Genomic DNA, 19374 nt, shown 5'->3' with positions numbered 1-19374 from the left:
ATTTGCGGGCTGTGCGCCGCGCCGCCCGTGCCTCGGGGAAGCCTATATCGACAGAATTGCCGGGGAAGGTCCGTTGTGTGCCACAAGCGACTATTCAGCAAGGTCAGAACTATTCTATCACCTTGTCGGCGCCGGCAAGAAGATGTGCTGGGATTTCGAGACCCAATGTTTTTGCAGTCTTGAGGTTGATGTAGATTTCGTATCTATCTGGTTGTTCGACAGGAAGATCGGCGGGCTTTGCGCCTTTGATAATCTTATCAACATAAACCGCACCCTGCCTTGCTATCGCAAGAAGATCAGGCCCCAAGCTAATCAAACCTCCTGCTACGACCGTTTCCCGAAACCCATGGCAACTTGGTAGACGATGAGCGAGAGAGAGCTCGGCGATCATTTTTGCGTTTATGGCGGTGAGAATGCCCGCGATTACGAGCAACCCGCTGACGCGACTTCGTTCTATCTGATCGAATGCGGTAGGTAGGTCATCGGCTGTCTCGACATAAACCGTGGTCAATGCGACACTCATCGCAGAGGCAGCCTTCTCAATCGACTTCAGGGCGAACTCAACATTCGGATCACCCTTCGCGGCTAATACGGCGATCCGGGCGAAGGTCGGTACGACCTCCTTCAGCATCTGTAATCGCTTCGCATACGTTTCTGTCGCCGCTTCAAACGTAACCCCGGTCATGTTCCCGCCGGGGCGGGACAGGCTCTGAACTAATCCAATGTCGACGGGAGCGCCGACTGACAGAAAGACGGTGGGAAGACTGGAATTTACGCGCTTTGCTACTGCTCCACCAAGCGTTCCCCATACCACCAGAATGTCGCTGTCAGGGAGCAGCCTCGTGATGGCGAGTTCGATTGTCTTTGCCTCCGGCAGCACATTCACGCGGCTTACGACAACGCTCTTTCCCTGGAGATAACCGAGAGTTTCCAGTTTTTCCGTGAAGGCCTGTAGCAGTTGATCGCCTATTCCAGCCGTGCCGACGTAGCCAAGCCGCCAACGTTTGCCGGATTGCTGCGCGCGCGCCGCAAACGGCCAAATGATCACACCACCGATAAGCGCGATGAACTGCCGCCGTCTCATGAGGTTTCACCCCCAAAGGTGCCGTCCCGCAATCAGCAGACTATATAGCAGCCTCGAACCGCCCGCGAGAGACAAGTGACACGCGCTAGTCTCACCGGCGGATCGGCCTGACTTCCGAAATGGGTCATTCGCGTCGGTTTGGCCGGACCACGGAGACTTCCGGTCTACCCCCGTCAACGGACATTCTCAGGATAGGTAGGCATGTCTCAAAGGTGCCAACTCCGGACCCATGGACCGCAGAAGAGTGCCGCGATTCGATCACCTCGTGGACATTGGAGAGCTACTCGGTCAATCCCGCTTTCCGAAAACCCTCAATCATCAGCTTCGCAGTTTTTGATAGCTGGCTCCGGGCGATCCACGCCGATATTGTGAAAGCGGGATCGATCTCAAGCATACGAGCCGCGGCCTCACGGGCCTCAGCGTCGCGTCCGAGATGGGCGAAAGCGGACGCGAGGCAGCGGTATGGTCCTGGATAGCACGGGTTTACACGCTGGGCTTTCTTCGCTGCAATGATGGCCTCGTCAAAGCGACGAAGCTCGATAAGGGCAAATCCAATCCCGGTCAGCGCTGTGAATGTTTGCGGGTCTACCGGGCTCATTCGCATGGCACGTTCAAAGCTCCGGATCGCTTCCTCGGGCTGCCCCGCAATCTTATGGACCCAGCCTCTGCAGAGCCACGTGTGATATGAATTCGGGTTGAGCTTAACCGCCCGGTCGGCCATCTCGATCTCGGTCTCACAATCGCCGACCAAAAGTGCCGAGGTCAGGGCAGCCCTTGCTAGTGTGTTTGGATCACCATCGTCGAGGCTCAATGCCAAGCGCATGAGCCGAACGGCTTCCTTGCGTTCGAATTGAGGATCGATGGCATAGTTCCTAACCACGTTTTCCAGGTGACAGGCACCTGCCAGAGCGGCGGCACCAGCAAACCCGGGGTCAAGCTCCAGGGCGCGCTGGACCAGTCGGAGTCCCTCGGCCAACCCTTCGCGGGTCGATGGGCCAATCTGCTGCATAGCCCGGAGACAAAGAACATATGCGGTGAGGTCTTCAGGCCGCCGCCGCGACGCCAGTGCAATTTCTGCTTGAAATATCTTTGGTTGAATAGCTGAGACAACGGCGAGCGTGACTTCATCCTGCAACGCGAAAATATCTGTCATGTCACGCTCGAACTTGTCCGCCCAAATGTGTGCGCCCGTAGCCGCTTCAATCAACTGGCCCGTGATGCGAACTTTCTCCGACGCCTTGCGCACCGCCCCCTGAAGGACATAGCGCACGCCAAGCTTGCGCCCGACTTCCTTGATATCGACGGCTTTGCCCTTAAAGGTGAAACTCGAATTGCGAGCGATCACGAACAACCATCTGAATCGCGAAAGTGCGGTAGTGATCTCCTCAACCATCCCGTCCGCGAAGTACTCCTGCTCGGGATCGCCAGACATGTTCGCGAACGGCAGCACGGCGATGGAGGGCTTGTCGGGAAGTGCAGGAACGCTCTCGGGCGCATCGCCAGGGTTTAGACCTGCAACCTTTCGCGCCTCCCGTACCTGTCCGACGAAGCGGAAGCCCTTGCGCGGTAGTGTTTTGATGAAGCGTTGTTCCTCGCCGGAATCGCCGATTGCATCCCGGGCGGCATTCAGGCGGGTCGTCAGCGCCGCGTCAGATACGCTGCGCCCATTCCAAATGGCTTTGATGAGGTCGTCCTTGCTGACAACCCGCTCCCTGTTGCGGATCAGGTATTCGAGCAGGTCAAAAACCTGCGGTGTGATCGACACCGCATCGGTCCCCCGATGCAGCTCGCGCAGGTTGGTGTCGAATGCGTATTCCTCGAAAAGATAGCGCAAGCTGCCATTCCTTCCCGGGGTTGCCTCTGTACTAGCGCACGAAGAGTAAGCCGCCGGTAAGAGAAATGTAAGCCACCAGTTAAGCGCGCCCGCGCATCTTGCGGCATTGCCTAGTGGACAGTCCAGACAGGACACATCCTAATGAGCACGATCCGCGAGACCACTGAGCTGGGGCCGGTAACCGCAAGGCGGCAGGTCTACAGTCCTCTCGAAACATATTGGAATGCATTTCAGGAGTGGTGCAAACGCCAGAGATTGGCCAACTTGTGCGACCTAAGTGACAGGGAGCTAATGGATATCGGTATTACCCGCAGCGAAATCGACTACGTCGCCTCGAACCGAGGTATCGACCCGCGAGGCATCCGATCCACCTGTGGCACGTTCCTTATTGTGATGGTCTGCACCGCGTGCGTCCTCCCATTCTCGAGCGAAGCCAGAGCTCAATGCACCGCGCGCGATGTCCTGCAGAACCAACTGAGGCTCAAGAAAATCCCCTCAGTCAGTAAGCCGCAAATTCTAGTTAGATCCGCCGTCGATGTTCCGGCGTGGAAGACGATTAGGGTACCCAACTCTGACATAGGTGGAGTTCGTCATCCGCCTCAAATGTGAACATGTTCACACCAGTGCATCCCGGGGCAGGGCAAAATCGAGCGTAAAAGCGCACTACCCTCCAGCCTACGGAGTGCTCAGTGACTGACGAACGTTGGCCGTACTTCGCCGCTATTGCATCGATCATCTTAGTGATATCCGTTGTGTACTTGGTTGAGCAGAAGTGCCAAAGAGAGCTTGCATTTCAGCGTTTCTTTCCATCCGCGCTGTCCGAGCTAATTGTAGGAAGTGAGCCGATTCGGTGTTGGTTCAGTAATTAACGTATGTGGAGGCCGACTTCCGCTCTGGGTCAATCAGCGTCGGTTTGACGGTCGGCCAGCCACTTCCGGTCTACCCCCGTCAACGGACGTCGCCAGATCGGCCGGGCTCTTCCGCTTCGTGCCAAAAGCCGACATCATATCCGCGCTAGGCCCGCCTTACGGGCGGCCAGCCACTCCCATTTGGATAGTCACATCCAGCGCAACACGCTTTTTGTGTGGAGCGTCAGGATTCCAACCAACAATGGTAAACATCACGAAGAAACCAACAATATACGCTACAGCGACAAACCAGCCGTGCCGCAGCCACCGGCCCACCGACTTGGCCTCAGGGTACATATTGGCGATCGCGACGCCCGCAGACGAGCCGAACCAGATCATCGATCCGCCGAAGCCCACGGAATATGCAAGAAAACCCCAGTCATAGCCGCCCTGCTTGAGTGCAAGTGCCGTCAGCGGGATGTTGTCGAACACGGAAGACAGGAAGCCGAGCCCCAGAACCGTTTGCCACGAGGCCCCCGGCAATTCCTCGACCGGCATAAAGGACGCATTGGTGACAAGGGCCAGAAGGAAGACCGTGCCCTTGAACGTTTCCGGCATGATCGCCCAATCCGGCCGACGCAGCGGCGCGGCCGCGAGAATGACGATCCACACCGCAAGTCCGATCACGGGGACGGCATCGAGCACCGCCGGAAATTTCAGGTTGGCGATGACGTTGGCCACAATGGCGATGGTCAGGATTGCAGCGACAATTCCCACATAGGTCCAATCGATGTGCCGGCCGCGCTGCGCATCCTTCTCTATTGGAGAATGGCGGTGTTGGATCAATGAGGCTGGTATCCCGTAGATCAGGAAGCCGGCGACGGCGGCGACGTAGGCCTCGACGACACGAAGCGGGCTGATGCCGTCGATCCACATCATGGTGGTGGTGGTATCGCCGACGACGCTGCCAGCGCCGCCAGCATTGGCGGCCGCAACGATGGCGGCAAGGTAACCGATATGTACTTTGCCCTTGAACAAGTGCCGCGCCATCGTGCCGCCGATCAGGGCCGCGGCAATATTGTCGAGGAAGACCGACATCACGAAAACAATGGCAAGCAGAACCAGACTGCCGCTCCAGCCGTTTGGCAGGAACGCGGGCATCGCGTCGGGGATTCGGCTGTTCTCGAAATGCCGCGACAGGACGGCGAAACCCATCAGCAGAAAAAACAGGTTGGCGAGGATCACCCATTCGTGGTGAAGCTGGAGCATCATGCCGATCAGGCCCGTGCCTTGTCGGAAGCCAGTAAATACGAGCTTGTAAAGTGTAACGGCCACGAGCCCGGTCAACGCCACCTCCAGCGTCTTGTGGTGGAATACCGCTACACCCAGCAGCGTCAGGCCGAACAGAATGAAATCAACCGGAATGCCGAACAGGAAGACCGGCTGAGCAGAATACGGGCCAGTTGTGGATGCTGCCGCGGCTGGATTTGCGAACAGGACGGCTGCCAGGGCCACCCCGGCTACAAGGAGAAGCAGGGGCACATTCAAGGGCCGCCCGGTGAGGGATTCGGCACGAAGGATTTCATCGTCTGACGGTCGACGGTTCATTGGGCGCGCGCTTTCCGCGTGGCGGCCCGACCATCGCTTGACCTGTCACTGCCACATGCAGCGAGCACCCGACCACCGTTCTACACGCCAACCGAAAGAAAGCAATGTGTGCCAGAGGCTGATGTCCGCTTCGGGTCATTCGCGTCGTTTTGACCTTGCCCGTTCACTTTCGGTCTTCCCCGACAAGCGGACATTCTCCTGGTCGGTCGGCATGTCTCAAAGGTGCCAACACCGGACCTGTGCATACTCACTCAATTACCTTATCGGCACTCGCGACGAGCGCAGGAGGTACGGAAAGCCCCAGCTGCTTGGCTGCCTTGAGGTTGATGGACAACTCAAATTTGGTTACTTGGTAGATCGGGATGTCACCGGGCTTTGCTCCTCGGAGAATCGCGTCGATGTTGTTGGCGACGCGCTTATACAATTCGATCAGGTCGAAGGAATAGGCCATTAAGCCCCCGGCCTCGACGGGGGCAGGATGCGTAAAAATCGCCGGAAGCTTCGCGTCGCCGACCAACTTAGCGACCAAAGTGCTGTTTTGATCGACCTCAGGCGAATCGAGGACCATGACCGCATTTGCACCGTCGCGGGAGATACTCTCGATCGCCGCCCGATAGTCTGCTTCGCTGGCACCAATTTCCAGTAAAGACACCGCGAGAGGGAGGCCTGCCGTATCGGCCGCTGCGCGGATTCCGGGACCGGTGACTGGCCCATGCCATTGCTGTCGAAGACCGAGACAGCCAAGTTTTGACATCGTCGGAACCATCTCGCGCAACAGTGCAATCCGTTTTCCGTGAATGGATGGACCGGCGTCGATGCTGGCTCCCGTGAAATTGCCGCCCGGGTGAGCCAGACTTTCGGCGAGCCCTTGCCTAACAGGGTCGCCAGTTATCACTACGATCGGAATACGCGATGTTAGCTTTTTGAAAAAGACTCCGCCAGGACCAACGACAAGGATGACATCCGGGTTACTTCGAACGATTTCCGTCGCCAGCGCTTCGGGGCCGGACGTGTTTTGCTCTCGGCCGTAACTTTCGACCTTGAGGTTTTGTCCCTCGATCTGCCCCAACCGCCGAAGTTCAGCGAATAGAGCTGGGGAAACTTTGCTTTCGCTATGCTCATGCAAGTCCGCGCTTGGCTGTGATGGGCTGAAGATAGCAAGACGCTTGCGATTGGTGCTCTGCTGTGCCGCCGCAGCGAGCGGCCATACGACCGCCGCACCGCCAAGAAGACTGATGAAATCGCGCCGTCTCATGCTGCCCTCCAAGGAGGCTCAGGACCACGCTAAATCCAGGTCGAAGCATACCACATCGCGGCATGGGAGTCCGGGAGTTGGAGGCGCAAGATGTCGAGCGCGGCAACCCGCTATTCTGCGTTGCGCCATGACCGCTAAGGGTCATCAACGGACCTGACGGTTCAGCAATGGGACTTCCGCTATGCCCCGGAAAGCGGACATTGCGACGGGGATATTCGTTGTCCCACAAGCACGCCGAGACCGGGTTTCGGTCAATCTCGCCAAAAGTCCTTGAAGCGCCCCGGCGACAGTTCGGTATATCGCACGGTGTGTTGAATGTTCTTGTGGCCGAGGTAGGCTTGAAGCGCCCGCGTGTCGTGGCCCTTGGATGCCAACGCGAAACCACAGGCATGCCGCAGCATGTGCGGATGCGCCTTGAAGCCGAACCCAGCTTCCACCCCTGCCCGCTCGATCATGCGCGCAAAGCCGGCCGTGGTGAACGGTGAACCACGTTCCGAGGTGAACACGAAGGGAGACTTTGGCTCCTGTTCCCGCTGGAGCCGCCGCAGGGAGCGCAACTCATCGCCGAGGATCGGATGGGTGCTCGGGCTGCCCTGCTTGACCCTTCGGACATGCAGGGTGGCCGTCCCGAAGTCCACCTGATCCCAGCGCAGGTCCGCTGCCTCGCTTGCCCGCAGGCCGTGCCGGTAGGCCACCAAAATCATTGTGGCGTCCCGGTGCGCCCAACGGTTTCCCTTGGTGGCTTTCAGCAACCGCTCGACCTCGGCTTCCGTCAGGTATTCGCGGGTTCGTAGGTCGGCGTTGGGCCGTCGCCTGGGGGTAACTGTTCGTTTTTCGGTGATTGGCTTCACCAGCTTGAGATTCGATTTGGCCATTGTTTGACGTCTTCCCGCTCAATTACTGTTCGTATAATACTCCAAATACGAACAGTTTGCAAGTGGCTCCCGGCAACTTGCGGTCTCTGCTTAGTGGCCGGAACGAATTTGCAGGCGAAGGATTCATCCACAGGAGCTTTTAATGCGGATGACGTCGCTACGCGGATGGGCGATCGCGGTACTGGATGACGCGCAGCCATCCGGGAGTGCGAGGACCACGGCTGGATGAGGGAGCGCGCCGATCCGCATGCGCGCGAGAGAGCCAGCACCCTTGCTCGGCAAGATCCTCCACCTGGCGGGCGAACACTGGGGCCGACATTTCCTCGAATGATGCGCGGGGGGACGTTGCATCCATTCGGTCGTCAGGAATTGTTCCACTCCCTTTAACGACCCTCCCCGTCATGTCGATTGCGTCCCGTCACCCAGCGCATTTTGGAAATGAACCCCGCCCCCAGCCAGCCAGCTTGGGCGGGGTTTTTCATGGCTGCTCATTTCGACATTCCTGCGAGAGATAGAGATAACGTCTCGGTGAACGAAACCGATTGCCTTCCCCCACGCAGTCGTCCGGAAACGAAGCCGGAGCAGTCTCATCGTCACAGACAACAGGGGATTTCAAAATGATTGCTCTCACAGTCACCGCCCTTTTGGCCGTCTGCGCCGGGACATTGATCGCGCTGGCATCGAGCGAATTGGGCCCCGAATTAGTCCTCGCCGTTGTCAGCATCGTATAACGCTCCGTTTGCGCGGGCAAAGAAAATCCCGCCGGTAACTGCCCCCAGCGGGTTTCCTTACGCATAACTCTCGCGGGGGGCTTTGAGGGCTGTTCCGCGATTGCATTCATGATGAGCGTCGATGGTTAAACAATCGAGATGTGAAGCTGGGGCCGTTTCCTTAATCACGGCCCTCGACGATTAATTGCCCCGCAAGGAACGGGACAAGCTTTACTTAGTTGGCACTGTATCACCGCCCTGCCAGTGGCTTTTATCGGTGATGTGAACGCCGGTTGCGCTCTCGCCTCCCCAGGATGGAGAAGCCCGCGTCTCATGAAGGATTACCAAGCATCTATCGAAAAGTTACGAAAGGACGCCGCAGAAGCAGCGCTGGTCCGCGATCTGACTACGGACAAGGTCAAGCGCGACGTGTACAGCCGCCTGCACGATCACCTTAGCCGGCTTGCCGATGAAGTCGAACGCGCAATGAGCGCCGCTAAAACGGCTTAAAAAATGCCGCCTGACGGGCTCCTTTTAGTAGTCAAGACTGCCAAGGGACGGCTCGGCGGGATCGCTGTCCTCGTCTTCGGCGTTCTCCGGGCCGTCCAGTTCGTCGTCACCCTGCGGGTTGTCGTCGATCGAGTCCTTCAACTCGCGCGAAACGTAGTCATTAGTTTTATCGAGGAAGCCGATCAGGCGATCAATCTCGTCGCGGGGCCAAGCTGCGAGATGAAGAAGGGTTCGCCGCAATCCAATGTAAATTTTATCACAGTTCCTATCGCGTTCGGAAGGAAGACGTCGACAGCTTCATCTCAGCTTCAGGCAAGCCGCCATTTAAGCGTCGAGTCGTCATCGACAGCACTGAAAAGTCTTGGAGCGAAAACGCCGAAACCATGATTCGGGGACAGGCGATCCCGGTCCTGCGGATCGGCCTCGCCGAAATACAAGAAAGCCCGATCCGTTGGGAGACCTTTGCCAACCAGGGCAAGGTGGTGTTGGCGGAAAAGAAGAGGCCGCGTCCCCACCAAAAAGATGCGCTAACGGCTGTCCGCAGCGGGCTGGCCGAGGCGAATCGTGGCAAGTTCATCATGAGCCTGCGGCACCGGCAAGACTTTCACAAGCCTCAAGATCGCAGAAGACCTCGCCGGCGCAGGCATGAGCGTCCTGTTTCTCGTGCCTTCGCTCGCCCTAATGTCGCAGACTGTGCGCGAATGGACGGCTGACACCGACATCCCACTGCGGTCCTTTGCTTTGTGCTCGGACACCCAGGTCGGAAAGCGCCGCCAGAGCAACGACGACGTGGCCGAGATTGACGTCCTGGACCTCGCCTTCCCCGCAACTACAAGTGCAGTCTGGCTCGCGCGGAGCGCAAGCGTGATAGTCCCGTCCAAGATGAGCGTCGTTTTCGCGACGTATCAATCCATACAGGAACGCCTCCGCCGCCGCCCATCGGACCGCGGACGATCTCCAGGATCGCGAACATCGTTTGCCACCCAGCACGTCAGAAGTGGGATCCAGCTCCCTTAGAGAGAGGCAATCGGTAGGCCGCCTCGATTTCACGGAACGAACAAGAAATCGGACTGAGTCATGCTCGCCAGCGTGGTGCCAACCAGCCTGATCGTGTCCGTAGCATCGAGGGTGATCAGGACATCAGCGCCTGAGGCGCTCATGGCATTCTGGACCGCGGTCCAATCGGCGAACACCGCGGTCGAGAACACGATTGTATCGTCGCCCGCGTCGTCGAAGTCGGTGATCCGATCCATCCCGAAGTCCGGCCTGAAAGCGAAACTCTCGTTGCCGCCACGGCCGGTCATCAGATCATTGCCGCCGCCGCCCGTTAGGACATTGCCGACCTCGTTGCCGCTGATCTGGTCGGCGCCGGCGCTCCCAATGACGTTCTCGATCGAGATCAGCTTGTCCTCGCCTGCCTGGATACCGAAGCCGGAACCCGGCCCCCCGTTCTGCCCGAGCGTGACGGTGATGCCCGCTGTCAGTGCGGAGTAGTCGACAGTGTCACTGCCGTTGCCGCCGTTGTAGACATCTTTGCCATCGTTGACTGTCGCCTTGATTATGTCGTTACCGTCACCAGCGAGCACCGTGTCCTGCCCATCGCCCGGCGTGATGGTGTCCGATCCGGCGGTGCCATTGAGCACGGCAGCAACATTGGTATCAATGATCTCAACCGCGTCGGTCACGGTGGCGGTAATCGCCTGGGTGTCGGTGGCGAAGCTCGTGTCCGTGACGGTCACAACGAGGTCGTAGACGTTGTCGCCACCGATCGGAGCTTCGAAGTCGGGTGCGGTGCGGAACGTAAGGTCGCCGTTAGTGGCGATCTGGAACAATGCCGCATCGGCGCCGGATAGCCCGAAGGTCAGCGGATCGCCGTCGGAATCGGTGGCTACCACGTGAGTGACAAAGTACGTGTTCTCGGCCACCGAAACCGCCAGATCGTTGCCGCCGTTCGAGGTGATGATGGGCGCCGCGTTTTCAAGTTCCGCCGCCGTGAATGTGCCGTCAAGAAAGACGAACGTCTCCACATTCAATACTCGATCCGTTCCCAATCCCGCCGACGTGCGATCGGCAATCGTCAGATCGGTGGCCGTGCCAAGGATGACGAAATCCGCCTTATTGCCGGCAAAATTCGCCGTATCGCTGTCGCTACTGCCGTCGAGGTAGTCGCTGTCCATGCCGCCGGCCAAAGAATCATCGCCGCCGCCACCGAGCAGCGTGTCCTGACCGGCGTTGCCGCGCAGGACGTTGCCGGCGACATTTCCGGTGATGTTGTCGTTGCCGGAGCCGCCGCTAGCGTTCTCGATGATGACACCGTGCTCAGTGCCGACATCGCCGAGCACATTGCGGATGTCGCCCGCAATGGTGAAGCCCGCGGACGTCCGGCCGTCCGCGAAGGTGAAGTAGGACAGATAGCCGCCGCTTCCCGCGGTGCCGTCGAGCGTTGCTGCTCGCAGATCAATGGTGGCTGCATTCGTTCCAAGATAGATGATCTCGTCGGTCCCGCCCGTGTCCCAGATGCTCGTCCATTGGAAGGCAGCCGCCGGCGTCGCGAGATCGTAGGTCGTGTTGCCGGAGTTGAACGTGGTGTTGGCACCGTAGAGCAGCTGGATGGCCGCAATGTCGTACGCCATCGGCGTCGCCATCGTGTTGAGCCTGTTGCCGCCTGCACCATCCGGAACGACCTGGAGATTGTACGACATCAAAGTGTAGAGGTCCTGGTTCAGCGAGTTCGTGCCGAGGTCGGATACGACGGTCACCCCCGGCCATAGCAGCGGGTTGCCAGTACTCCCGTTGTGAGGGTGCTTGAGCCCCAGGGCATGGCCGATCTCATGCAAGATCAACTCGAAGCCGCCCCCTGTGATGTTCCCAGCAGCGTCGAATATGTTCATGTTAGTGCCGTTGAATCCAATGAAGCCGCCGGGATCGATGTGAATGTTGATCTGCCCGGTCTGAGAGACAACCACGGCTCCGTCCGTGAAGGTCTGGTTGGCGGTGGTCGGCACGTCGGCAGGAATGCCGGAGTAGCCGCCGAATCCGTTCGTATTGTTGTCGCGGATCAGAATGATCTCGGCGTCGTTCTGGGTCGTTGTCTGCTGGAACGTGATGCCGGTTACGGTGCCCCAGGTGTCGAAAATAGTGTCGAGGGTCGCGATCTGGGCTGCGGTCCAGGTTGCACCGGCGAACCACTCTACGACCGTGTAGTTCCAGGCTACCGAGCCGGCCAATAGTGAACGCACATTCTCGGTTGTTGTCGCCGTTGCATTGATGAGCGCGCCGATGTTGATCGTGGTCGTCGCCGTCGTGTCATTGAATGACATGGAGTTGTCTCCTGAATCCTACAACCGCAAGGATGCGCACGCCATCGTGTGAAGGATGGCGATGCCTTTCAGTTTCTGGCAGTCTATGGAAAGGAAATGGGCGTAACGGGAGCTTGTCTCTACTCCGCGTTCGCCCCAGTTGCGCTACCGGGTGGGCCGGTCTCGAGGAGAAGCTCCGATCGATGAGCTATGGACAGCATGTACTCCCCCTATACGCTGCGTACGCCACTGGAGAAGCAAACCGATAAATTCGGTCGCCGACATAAAACGACTGCAAACCACTATCGCAACTTCGCCCGACGTGACCATTCGGGAGTAATGTAAAGAGTAAGGACGCCAAATTGTCCTTCTTTGATACGTGGGTAAACCGGAAAAAGTGGTATAGCGACGAGTTGTCTCAGCGTACGTATTCGTAACGGCAGCAAGCGCTGTCGGATCGGTCGAAAGCCACGGTTGATCCGAGTCGCAGAGTTCAGGACGGGTTGGGGGTCATGCGGCGCACATGGTACGGTAAACATCGACTGGCGTCTGATATTCGCCCCCAAGCGGGTGCTTGAATATGTCGTCGTTCACGAGCTTGCACATCTCCGATACCGATCCCACGGCAAGACGTTTTGGGAATACCTCGGGCAAATATTCCCAACTTACGTAGCGTCGAAAGCATGGCTGGACGCTCATCAAGCCGGCCTCGACGGAGACTTTTTTAAAACGGTGATTGTACTGGTCGACGAGCACGTTGAGACCTTTTACGCGAAGGCTCGCCAGGTTCGCGTCTTACCCGAGGACTCGCCCGGGGGAACGCCGATACCGACACGCTGAAATTTCGCGTCGCACGAACCATGATGCTGCCGGTAGCTACAATAGGAGAGACGTGTGAGAGATATAACCCCTATGGCCCAATATCTCATTTGGGCAATGGAAACTCGTCCACCTATGACAAATCCCGAAATCTATAAAGCCACTCAAGAAGTTTGCGCGCGGCATGGGCGACGGCTACCAGAAAATTGGGAAGCTGAAATCCGTCAAACCTTGCAATCTCATTGCGCTTCCAGCCCGCAGTACAATGGTCAAGATGATTTCTTCGTCCATCACGACCGCGGGGTTTGGTCCTGCAAAGTGACGTCCCCTATGCGGTTCAAAGCGAGCCAACACTTAAAGATGGCCGCCCTGCTAGATAAGCAGGCGGAGCTGTCCCGCGAAAGGGCGCAAAAGCAAGCGTCGATGGCGGAAGTGTTTCGGATGCTCGCGCGCAGGGCGACAGCGAAAGAAGCGGAAATCGAACCGCGGCTGGCGCTGCCTGCGCCTCCGGGACCGCACGAGCCCATTGAAGTATGGGAGAATTTTCTGACTGAAGTGACGGCCATGTCGGAAGCAGCGCAGAAGCCGCGAACAATACTGTACGCCGAACACATGATTGCCCTCAAAAAGGAAGAACTCGTTCCGACCCCGAGCAACTTGCCGTTCCTGGTGGCAATGATCGACGAGCCGGGACCTTTCGGCGACAACTTATCCGAATGGCGGCAGCTTCTGTCCGACGTGGAGCAATTGCCCGACTCGGTCCAAAAGCGGCACACCGTCAACAGAGCCAAGCAAATGATCGCCACGAAGCTGTGGGAGAATAAGACGGGCTCGTCACTTTAACGACGCTTGTGCAATTCCTAGCAAATGAGTGGCCTCCCGCAACCACAGGCGGGTGGCCGCTACGTCTTTGGAGTATTTGCCGTGCTTGTAGTTCCCGTCCTCTCTCCTTGCGGAGCGCGACTACCGGGAGCGCCACCATGCATCCGGCACCGATGGCGCCCTTTTACGGGTGCAGATTTGCAGGGGTTCACCGGATCTCGTTCGAGCACTGCAACGTGAGACAGTTGGCGTTGACCTGCCCTGCCGATCTCCTCCAGTTGAAGCTAGAGTCCGGCCTTCTGAAGGACGGACAAATGAAGCGAGCCAGGTTTACGGAAGAGCAGATTATTGGGGTGCTGCGTGAGCATGACGCGGGAGCAAAGGCCGCCGATCTTGCGCGCAAGCACGGCGTCTTCGGAGCGACGCTGTATAACTGGAAGGCCAAATACGGCGGCATGGACGTTCCCGAGGCCAAGCGGCTGAGGCAGCTTGAAGACGAGCACGGCAAGCTGAAGAAGCTTTTGGCGGAGCAGATGCTGGATGCGGCCGCCCACCTCACGGCAACATGCGATCGGCTGCGCAACCCCGACCAGCTCCGCGGATCGCATGTTGCTCCACCTGCGCCAGCCGGCGTAAAACCCGCCGAGACTCTAATCGCAACTGGATGAAACTTCAGAGGCAGATCATATGGCGACGATACGACGGTCGACCTGGTGAAGAACGATCTTGGTACGATTAGGCGCCATCTGGTGCGAGACCGACGCCGAAGCCGCCAACGACCTGATGTCGGGCCAGTACAAGGATCCGCTACGGGTTGTCGCCTTCAACACCGTCGAGCGCTGGTCGGAAGATGTATCGGAATACATCGCCCGCGAGATACGGAGACGCTTCGATCTTCAGCTTTTCGGTATAGGCCCAACCGCCAATAGCGATTTTGTCGACGGGCAAGGATCACTGGCCGACAGCGATACGGAAAGGTTAGTTGAGCATGGACCGATCCGTGAGACGATCTCCATGTCGACGTCTCACCCCGTTGATAGGCAGACATCGCGAACCAAGCCGAATTTCCGCGCGGCGGCGATCCACAGGCTTTCCTATAAGGATCTAGCTCATCATGACTCGCAAATTGAAGCGGAAGGCCGGGCGTCAAACATTGTTTGTACCTGAGAGTGTTTCGCACGAGCAGGCACTCCAAATCGTGCGAGAGACGGCCGTGAAGAACACCAGCGACGAGTTCGATACAGCGTTTTTGGAAGAAAGACTTAATCAGATCCTCGACATTTACGCCGTTGAGCGAGCAACGCCAACAAAAAAGCAATCCTCCGCGGCGGTATTGGCGGTACGCCTTGCACTCAGGGCGCTGGTCAACGAGCTGCCCGAACCCGGCACTGTTGCATTTCGCGCGATCGTTGCCGCAGGCGATGAATTTGCCCGACGTCATGGAGAGCACTCGGGGCTAAGTCCAATCCATCACCCCGCCAGCCGCTCCATTCCTGCTCCAGCATCAGCAAATCGGCGAATGGTGCCTACCCCTCCCGCAACTACGGATTACCGAACAGCGGAAAGACTTGGCGATACCTTCGCTTACGTAAAAGCTCTGTCAGAGTGGCTCCATAATCTTCCAATTGTCCCTGGGCGTACTCGTCGTACCTCTCCAATCGTTTGGCTTATCGGGGGCGGCTTACCCACGGTGTTTGAAGACACTTTCAATAAGAAATTTGGTAACGGTCGCATCGGGCCAGGTGCCCGCTTTGTAAAAGCTGTGCTCTCGATTAGCGGCAGACGGTCGCCCATTTCGGAGGAGACGATCAAGACATATCGGACCGAATGGCTGAAAGCCAAAAATAGGGTGTAAACAGGCGAAAAATTTTAACTCCTTAGCCCCTGCCCTAGTCGTTAGTTCAAGCTCAGATTTGATCAAGAGTGAACATGAGTACTCAGATCATATCTGACGGACAAATGCCTTGGCAGAACAAGCCCCAAAAAAACAGGATGAGTTTGACAAAGTTAGGCTAATTACGCGCAAAGAGTTGCAGCAGTTGATGCCGCTTAGTGGCATGACTATCTCGCGCATGGAGAAGAACGGAGTTCTTCCCAAGCACATCCTTATCGGCCGCAAAGCCTTTTGGCGGCAAGCCGACATACTCGAATTTCTAGACAACATTGCCAACGCGGGTGACACATGACCCGCCCGGCTCCTCAGAGCAAGCTGCCATGGATGAAGTTTTACCCGGCGGATTGGCGTGCCGACCCCGCCCTTCGCATGTGCTCGCTCGCCGCACGGGGTTTATGGCTGGAGATGCTATTTATAATGCACGAAGCCGTTCCGCGCGGCTCGCTTCTCATCAATGGGAAAAACATAAGGGAAAAGCAACTCGCTGGCCTGTGCGGCGCAAGAAGCGTTCGCGAATCGACCGCCTTGTTGACCGAACTGGAGGCGGCCGGCGTTTTCAGCCGGGACCAAAACGGGATCATATTTTCTCGACGCATGAAACGCGACGAAGTAAAGGCCGAACGGGATAAGGCTAACGGTAAGACCGGAGGTAACCCTCGGCTTAACGCAGGGGTTAACCCCCAGGATAAAGCCCAGAGACCAGAAGCTAGAAGCCAGAATCCAGAAGCCAAAAGCCAAAAAGAACAAACGGGAAGAACGCGCGCAAGCGCGCTGGCGGCTCCTTGGACAGAGGCTGATCGCGAACGATTTTGGGCAGCATATCCGAACAAGATCGGCAAAGCCGCCGCAATGAAAGCCTTCGACCAAGCCTCAAGAAAGGTCATGCCGGAGGTGCTATTTCCCGCCTTAGACCGCTACGCGAACAAATCCGACGACCGACCATTCTGCAACCCTTCAACATGGCTTCACCAGGAGCGTTGGCTGGACCAGCCAGCGGCGCAAAACCATGGCCAAAGACCTTACAACTCCCCCGGCAAACGTGCTGGCAATGATTTCCTCGCCGGAATGTGTGACTTGGCAGCGGATATCGCTGGGAACAATCAAGCACGAGGGCCAGCCGACACGGACATACCTGTCGGGAGGATCAACATTGACGGCTGAAGAGCGCTTATCCATTCGCCGGGGAGTCGCAGAGTTGCGCGCCGCAATTGAGCCCGACGACGGGCCCGAGAATCGCATGGCTCGCCTTCAATTGATTACAAGTCTCCTTCTGGCTTATCCGATCACGAATGCAGCCCCGGGGGCTGCACGCGCGCAGGGGGAGGCTTATCTGGCGGCGCTTGACGACATTCCGCCGAAGATCGTCGAGGAAGTGATTAGGCGCTGGCATCGCGGCGAATACGGACCAAGTCACAACTATCGTTGGCGTCCGTTGCCTGCGGAAATGCGTCAGCTTTGTCAGGAGCACTTGCGCCCCGGAAGGGAGACTATTGCCCGTTTGAACACTTTGCTGAATGCGTTGTCCTTTGAACGAGCAATGGACCCCAAGCCGATTGATCCCGTCGTCGAATCCGACAGTGCTCATGTGGTGCATGTCAAGACTCGGCGGGCATGAGCATCCGGGGGTATCGAAGATTTTTGAGGTCGACCCTATGAGCCATTGTCCTTCTAAGTCTGATACTCCCATGAATGACGCACCGCGCTGCGGAGCCCGTACCCGCGCTGGATCGCCTTGCGGGTGCCTTGCCATGCCCAACGGGAAATGCCGGGTTCACGGCGGCGCCAGCCCCGGCGGGCCCCTTGGGGCTGCCAATGGGAGGTTCCAGGACGGACATTGGACGCGCGAGGCCATCGAGGAACGCAAGTTCATTCGATTGCTGATCAACGGCACCTTGTGGGACAAGCCATGAGCAAATCTGAAAACCTACCAGCGACGTCGCGCCGGTACCGCCAGATGCCGCCCGCGACAATCAGGATCAAAGGCATCCAAGGCAACGTCGTCTCGTTTGGCTCGCCGGGTCCATCCCACTTGGTGTGGCGCAACCAACTAAAGACGGCATTTGGCACGGTTTCCGACGAATTTGTCGATATGGCCCTCCATCATCTGGAGCGCGCCGCCCGAATGCCCGGCGACGGCGCCTCGGACCTGGCAATCAACGGCGCCATTGCGATGATTGTCGCCTTCGCCCCGAAAAACGAGATGGAAGCCGCATTGGCGCTCCAAGCGGCCTGCACACACATGGTGGCGATGGCTGTGATGTCGAGGATCGGAGGCGCCGGGGGGGGCCCTCAGCGGTTGCCCGGCTTAGCATCGGCAACAGCCAAACTGTTGCGGGCCTATTGCACCCAGGTCGAGACCTACCGGCGCCAGCGCGGTGGTGGCGATCAAAACATCCGCGTCGAGCACGTCCATGTCTACGAGGGCGGCCAGGCCATCGTCGGCGCTATCAATAGGAGCAGCGAGGTGGAAAGCTAAAATTGAGCCGTGCCGTTCCCTTCACCAAGGCCCAGGTTCGTCGGGCTGTGAAAGCAGCCGAGAGCGCCGGCCTGCGTGTGGTTGGGGTGACTGTCCGGCAGGATGGAACCATCCGCATCGAGACGGGGGATAAAGCCGGCGCGGCCGTTGACGCCCCGCAGAAGACCCTCGCAGCATCGTGGGACGACGCATGAGGCGGGGCATGGCAAAGATCAAGCTGAAGTACGTCAACGAATACATTGACCACACGGGCAAGCTGCGCCGGTACTTCCGCAAGCGCGGCAAGCAACTCGGAACGCTGCCCGGTGAGGTCGGTTCCGAGGAGTTCATGACGGCCTATGCCGCCTTCCTTGCCGCGGAGCCCGCGATCGCAAAGCGCCCGGTCCATGAGGACTCGCTGGCGAAGCTGATAATCGACTTCTATGGCTCCCGTCTGTTCACCGACCGCAAGCCATCGACGCGCCAGCTCTACCGCTACGCGCTCGACCCGATATCCAAAGAGCACGGGCACCGCTCGGCAACCCTGATGACTGCGGAGAACGCGGAAAAGATCATCAACAAGATCGGCGCGACCAAACCGGGGATGGGCAACCTTACGCGCGCCGTGATGCGCCGGGTGTTTTATTTCGCCGTCAAGACGAAGCGTCGAAAGGACAACCCCGTGCTCGGCATCGACGCCTTCAAGGTCGGCGAGCACCACACATGGACGGACGCAGAACTGCGCCAGTACGAAGCCAAATGGCGGCTGGGAACGCGCCAACGGCTTGCCTATGCGTTTTTGCTCTACACGGGCCAGCGCGTCGGGGACGTGGCTAAAATGAACAGGGCCGACGTTGCGGACGGGCTGATCCATGTTGTGCAACAAAAGACGGGAGCCGAGCTATGGGTGCCAATTCATCCCGAGTTGGCGAGGGCTATGAAATCCTATTCAGCGCAGGGTTTGTCACTGATTGGCGACGGATCGGGGCGGCCACTCAAGCGCGCTGCCCTCTCCTCTTTGATGAGGCTGGCAATTAAACAAGCCGGCTTGCCTTCTCGCTGCGTATCACACGGCCTACGCAAGGCGGCGATGCGTCGGATGGCCGAAAATGACGCCACGGCCAACCAGATCGCGTCTATCTCCGGCCACAAGACGCTGAAGGAAGTCGAACGTTACACCAAGGCGGCCGATCAGAAGAAGATGGCCCGCGTGGCGATGGGCAAGGTGCCTAATGAAAAATCGTGAATTGCCTAATCCGCCGAAAACGTGAGAGAAATCAAAGCCTATTTCTGGTAGAATCTATAAGACGCGTAAAGGTTAAGCGCGGCTGTGCCGTACAATTGCGAGGGCCGACGTCCCG

The 19374-nt window shown here is 58.2% G+C and carries 21 protein-coding genes and 3 pseudogenes; 16 read left to right on the top strand and 8 right to left on the bottom strand.

Annotated features, from left to right (window positions below; genetic code table 11):
- Positions 1-109: 109 nt before the first annotated feature.
- Together JQ597_RS32750 and JQ597_RS32745 are read right to left on the bottom strand one after the other, a co-directional pair.
- Positions 110-1084 carry an ABC transporter substrate-binding protein gene (locus tag JQ597_RS32750; RefSeq protein WP_212269551.1) on the bottom strand — a complete coding sequence of 325 codons (975 nt, stop codon included), beginning with the start codon at positions 1082-1084 and terminating at the stop codon, positions 110-112.
- A 280-nt stretch (positions 1085-1364) separates the two neighbouring features.
- Positions 1365-2918 carry a winged helix-turn-helix domain-containing tetratricopeptide repeat protein gene (locus tag JQ597_RS32745; RefSeq protein WP_212269550.1) on the bottom strand — a complete coding sequence of 518 codons (1554 nt, stop codon included), beginning with the start codon at positions 2916-2918 and terminating at the stop codon, positions 1365-1367.
- A gap of 141 nt (positions 2919-3059) precedes the next feature.
- Between JQ597_RS32745 and JQ597_RS38390 the strand changes: the two genes are divergently transcribed.
- Positions 3060-3527 carry a DUF1127 domain-containing protein gene (locus tag JQ597_RS38390; protein ID WP_349628928.1) on the top strand — a complete coding sequence of 156 codons (468 nt, stop codon included), beginning with the start codon at positions 3060-3062 and terminating at the stop codon, positions 3525-3527.
- Positions 3528-3943: 416 nt separating this feature from the next.
- Here JQ597_RS38390 and JQ597_RS32735 read toward each other — a convergent pair whose 3' ends face one another.
- From JQ597_RS32735 to JQ597_RS32725, 3 genes are all read right to left on the bottom strand, one after another.
- Entirely contained in the window at positions 3944-5374 is a 1431-nt protein-coding gene (locus tag JQ597_RS32735) for a citrate transporter (protein WP_249148383.1), read from the bottom strand.
- Between the two features lie 247 nt (positions 5375-5621).
- Complete coding sequence (locus tag JQ597_RS32730; RefSeq protein WP_212269549.1) at positions 5622-6629, bottom strand: ABC transporter substrate-binding protein; 1008 nt, start codon at positions 6627-6629, stop codon at positions 5622-5624.
- Positions 6630-6880: 251 nt separating this feature from the next.
- A complete protein-coding gene (locus tag JQ597_RS32725; protein ID WP_212269548.1) occupies positions 6881-7504 on the bottom strand; it encodes a tyrosine-type recombinase/integrase in 624 nt (207 codons plus the stop codon).
- A 142-nt stretch (positions 7505-7646) separates the two neighbouring features.
- On the opposite strand from JQ597_RS32725, the pseudogene JQ597_RS38555 reads away from it, so the two are divergent.
- Together JQ597_RS38555 and JQ597_RS32720 are read left to right on the top strand one after the other, a co-directional pair.
- A pseudogene (locus tag JQ597_RS38555) lies at positions 7647-7891 on the top strand (hypothetical protein).
- A 656-nt stretch (positions 7892-8547) separates the two neighbouring features.
- Positions 8548-8724, top strand: a complete 177-nt coding sequence (locus JQ597_RS32720; RefSeq protein ID WP_212269547.1) for a hypothetical protein — start codon at positions 8548-8550, stop codon at positions 8722-8724.
- Positions 8725-8748: 24 nt separating this feature from the next.
- On the opposite strand, the gene JQ597_RS32715 is transcribed toward JQ597_RS32720, so the two are convergent.
- Positions 8749-8964 carry a hypothetical protein gene (locus JQ597_RS32715; protein WP_212269546.1) on the bottom strand — a complete coding sequence of 72 codons (216 nt, stop codon included), beginning with the start codon at positions 8962-8964 and terminating at the stop codon, positions 8749-8751.
- Between JQ597_RS32715 and JQ597_RS32710 the strand changes: the two are divergent.
- Positions 8931-9642, top strand: a pseudogene (locus JQ597_RS32710) (restriction endonuclease); the annotation flags it as partial. The gene JQ597_RS32715 and the pseudogene JQ597_RS32710 sit on opposite strands and share 34 nt — an antisense overlap.
- A gap of 128 nt (positions 9643-9770) precedes the next feature.
- Here JQ597_RS32710 and JQ597_RS32705 read toward each other — a convergent pair.
- Complete coding sequence (locus tag JQ597_RS32705; protein WP_212269545.1) at positions 9771-12044, bottom strand: M10 family metallopeptidase; 2274 nt, start codon at positions 12042-12044, stop codon at positions 9771-9773.
- 381 nt (positions 12045-12425) lie between these two features.
- Here JQ597_RS32705 and JQ597_RS38550 point away from each other — a divergent pair, with 381 nt between their 5' ends.
- Positions 12426-12863 (top strand): YgjP-like metallopeptidase domain-containing protein, encoded by a 438-nt coding sequence (locus JQ597_RS38550; protein WP_502754754.1) that lies wholly within the window; start codon positions 12426-12428, stop codon positions 12861-12863.
- A gap of 114 nt (positions 12864-12977) precedes the next feature.
- Entirely contained in the window at positions 12978-13685 is a 708-nt protein-coding gene (locus tag JQ597_RS32695) for a hypothetical protein (protein WP_212269543.1), read from the top strand.
- Between the two features lie 59 nt (positions 13686-13744).
- Here the strand turns inward: JQ597_RS32695 and JQ597_RS38545 are convergent, their stop codons facing one another.
- Positions 13745-13876 (bottom strand): HGGxSTG domain-containing protein, encoded by a 132-nt coding sequence (locus JQ597_RS38545; protein WP_502754752.1) that lies wholly within the window; start codon positions 13874-13876, stop codon positions 13745-13747.
- Between the two features lie 102 nt (positions 13877-13978).
- Between JQ597_RS38545 and JQ597_RS32690 the strand changes: the two are divergent.
- The 10 genes and pseudogenes from JQ597_RS32690 to JQ597_RS32650 all read left to right on the top strand — a co-directional run.
- A pseudogene (locus JQ597_RS32690) lies at positions 13979-14215 on the top strand (transposase); the annotation flags it as partial.
- A 175-nt stretch (positions 14216-14390) separates the two neighbouring features.
- A complete protein-coding gene (locus JQ597_RS32685; protein WP_212269542.1) occupies positions 14391-14831 on the top strand; it encodes a hypothetical protein in 441 nt (146 codons plus the stop codon).
- Between the two features lie 46 nt (positions 14832-14877).
- Positions 14878-15519, top strand: a complete 642-nt coding sequence (locus JQ597_RS32680) for a hypothetical protein (protein WP_212269541.1) — start codon at positions 14878-14880, stop codon at positions 15517-15519.
- A gap of 109 nt (positions 15520-15628) precedes the next feature.
- Complete coding sequence (locus tag JQ597_RS32675) at positions 15629-15850, top strand: helix-turn-helix transcriptional regulator (RefSeq protein ID WP_212269540.1); 222 nt, start codon at positions 15629-15631, stop codon at positions 15848-15850.
- Positions 15851-15975: 125 nt separating this feature from the next.
- On the top strand, positions 15976-16719 hold the full coding sequence (locus JQ597_RS32670) for an LvrA C-terminal domain-related protein (protein ID WP_212269539.1): 744 nt from the start codon (positions 15976-15978) through the stop codon (positions 16717-16719).
- The gene (locus JQ597_RS32665) at positions 16709-17173 is read left to right on the top strand and encodes a hypothetical protein (protein ID WP_212269538.1); all 465 of its coding nucleotides are present in this window, start codon (positions 16709-16711) and stop codon (positions 17171-17173) included. The genes JQ597_RS32670 and JQ597_RS32665 overlap by 11 nt, the downstream gene beginning before the upstream one ends.
- A complete protein-coding gene (locus tag JQ597_RS38540; protein WP_502754750.1) occupies positions 17073-17468 on the top strand; it encodes an HGGxSTG domain-containing protein in 396 nt (131 codons plus the stop codon). The genes JQ597_RS32665 and JQ597_RS38540 overlap by 101 nt, the downstream gene beginning before the upstream one ends.
- Positions 17465-18034 carry a hypothetical protein gene (locus JQ597_RS32660; RefSeq protein ID WP_212269537.1) on the top strand — a complete coding sequence of 190 codons (570 nt, stop codon included), beginning with the start codon at positions 17465-17467 and terminating at the stop codon, positions 18032-18034. The genes JQ597_RS38540 and JQ597_RS32660 overlap by 4 nt, the downstream gene beginning before the upstream one ends.
- 2 nt (positions 18035-18036) lie before the next feature.
- A complete protein-coding gene (locus tag JQ597_RS32655; RefSeq protein ID WP_212269536.1) occupies positions 18037-18228 on the top strand; it encodes a hypothetical protein in 192 nt (63 codons plus the stop codon).
- Between the two features lie 8 nt (positions 18229-18236).
- Entirely contained in the window at positions 18237-19259 is a 1023-nt protein-coding gene (locus JQ597_RS32650) for a tyrosine-type recombinase/integrase (protein ID WP_212269535.1), read from the top strand.
- The last annotated feature ends 115 nt before the right edge of the window (positions 19260-19374 follow it).

It is taken from the genome of Bradyrhizobium sp. AUGA SZCCT0177, assembly GCF_018130125.1.
Taxonomy (GTDB): Bacteria; Pseudomonadota; Alphaproteobacteria; order Rhizobiales; family Xanthobacteraceae; genus Bradyrhizobium.
This window is presented reverse-complemented; position numbering and strand designations above follow the sequence as displayed.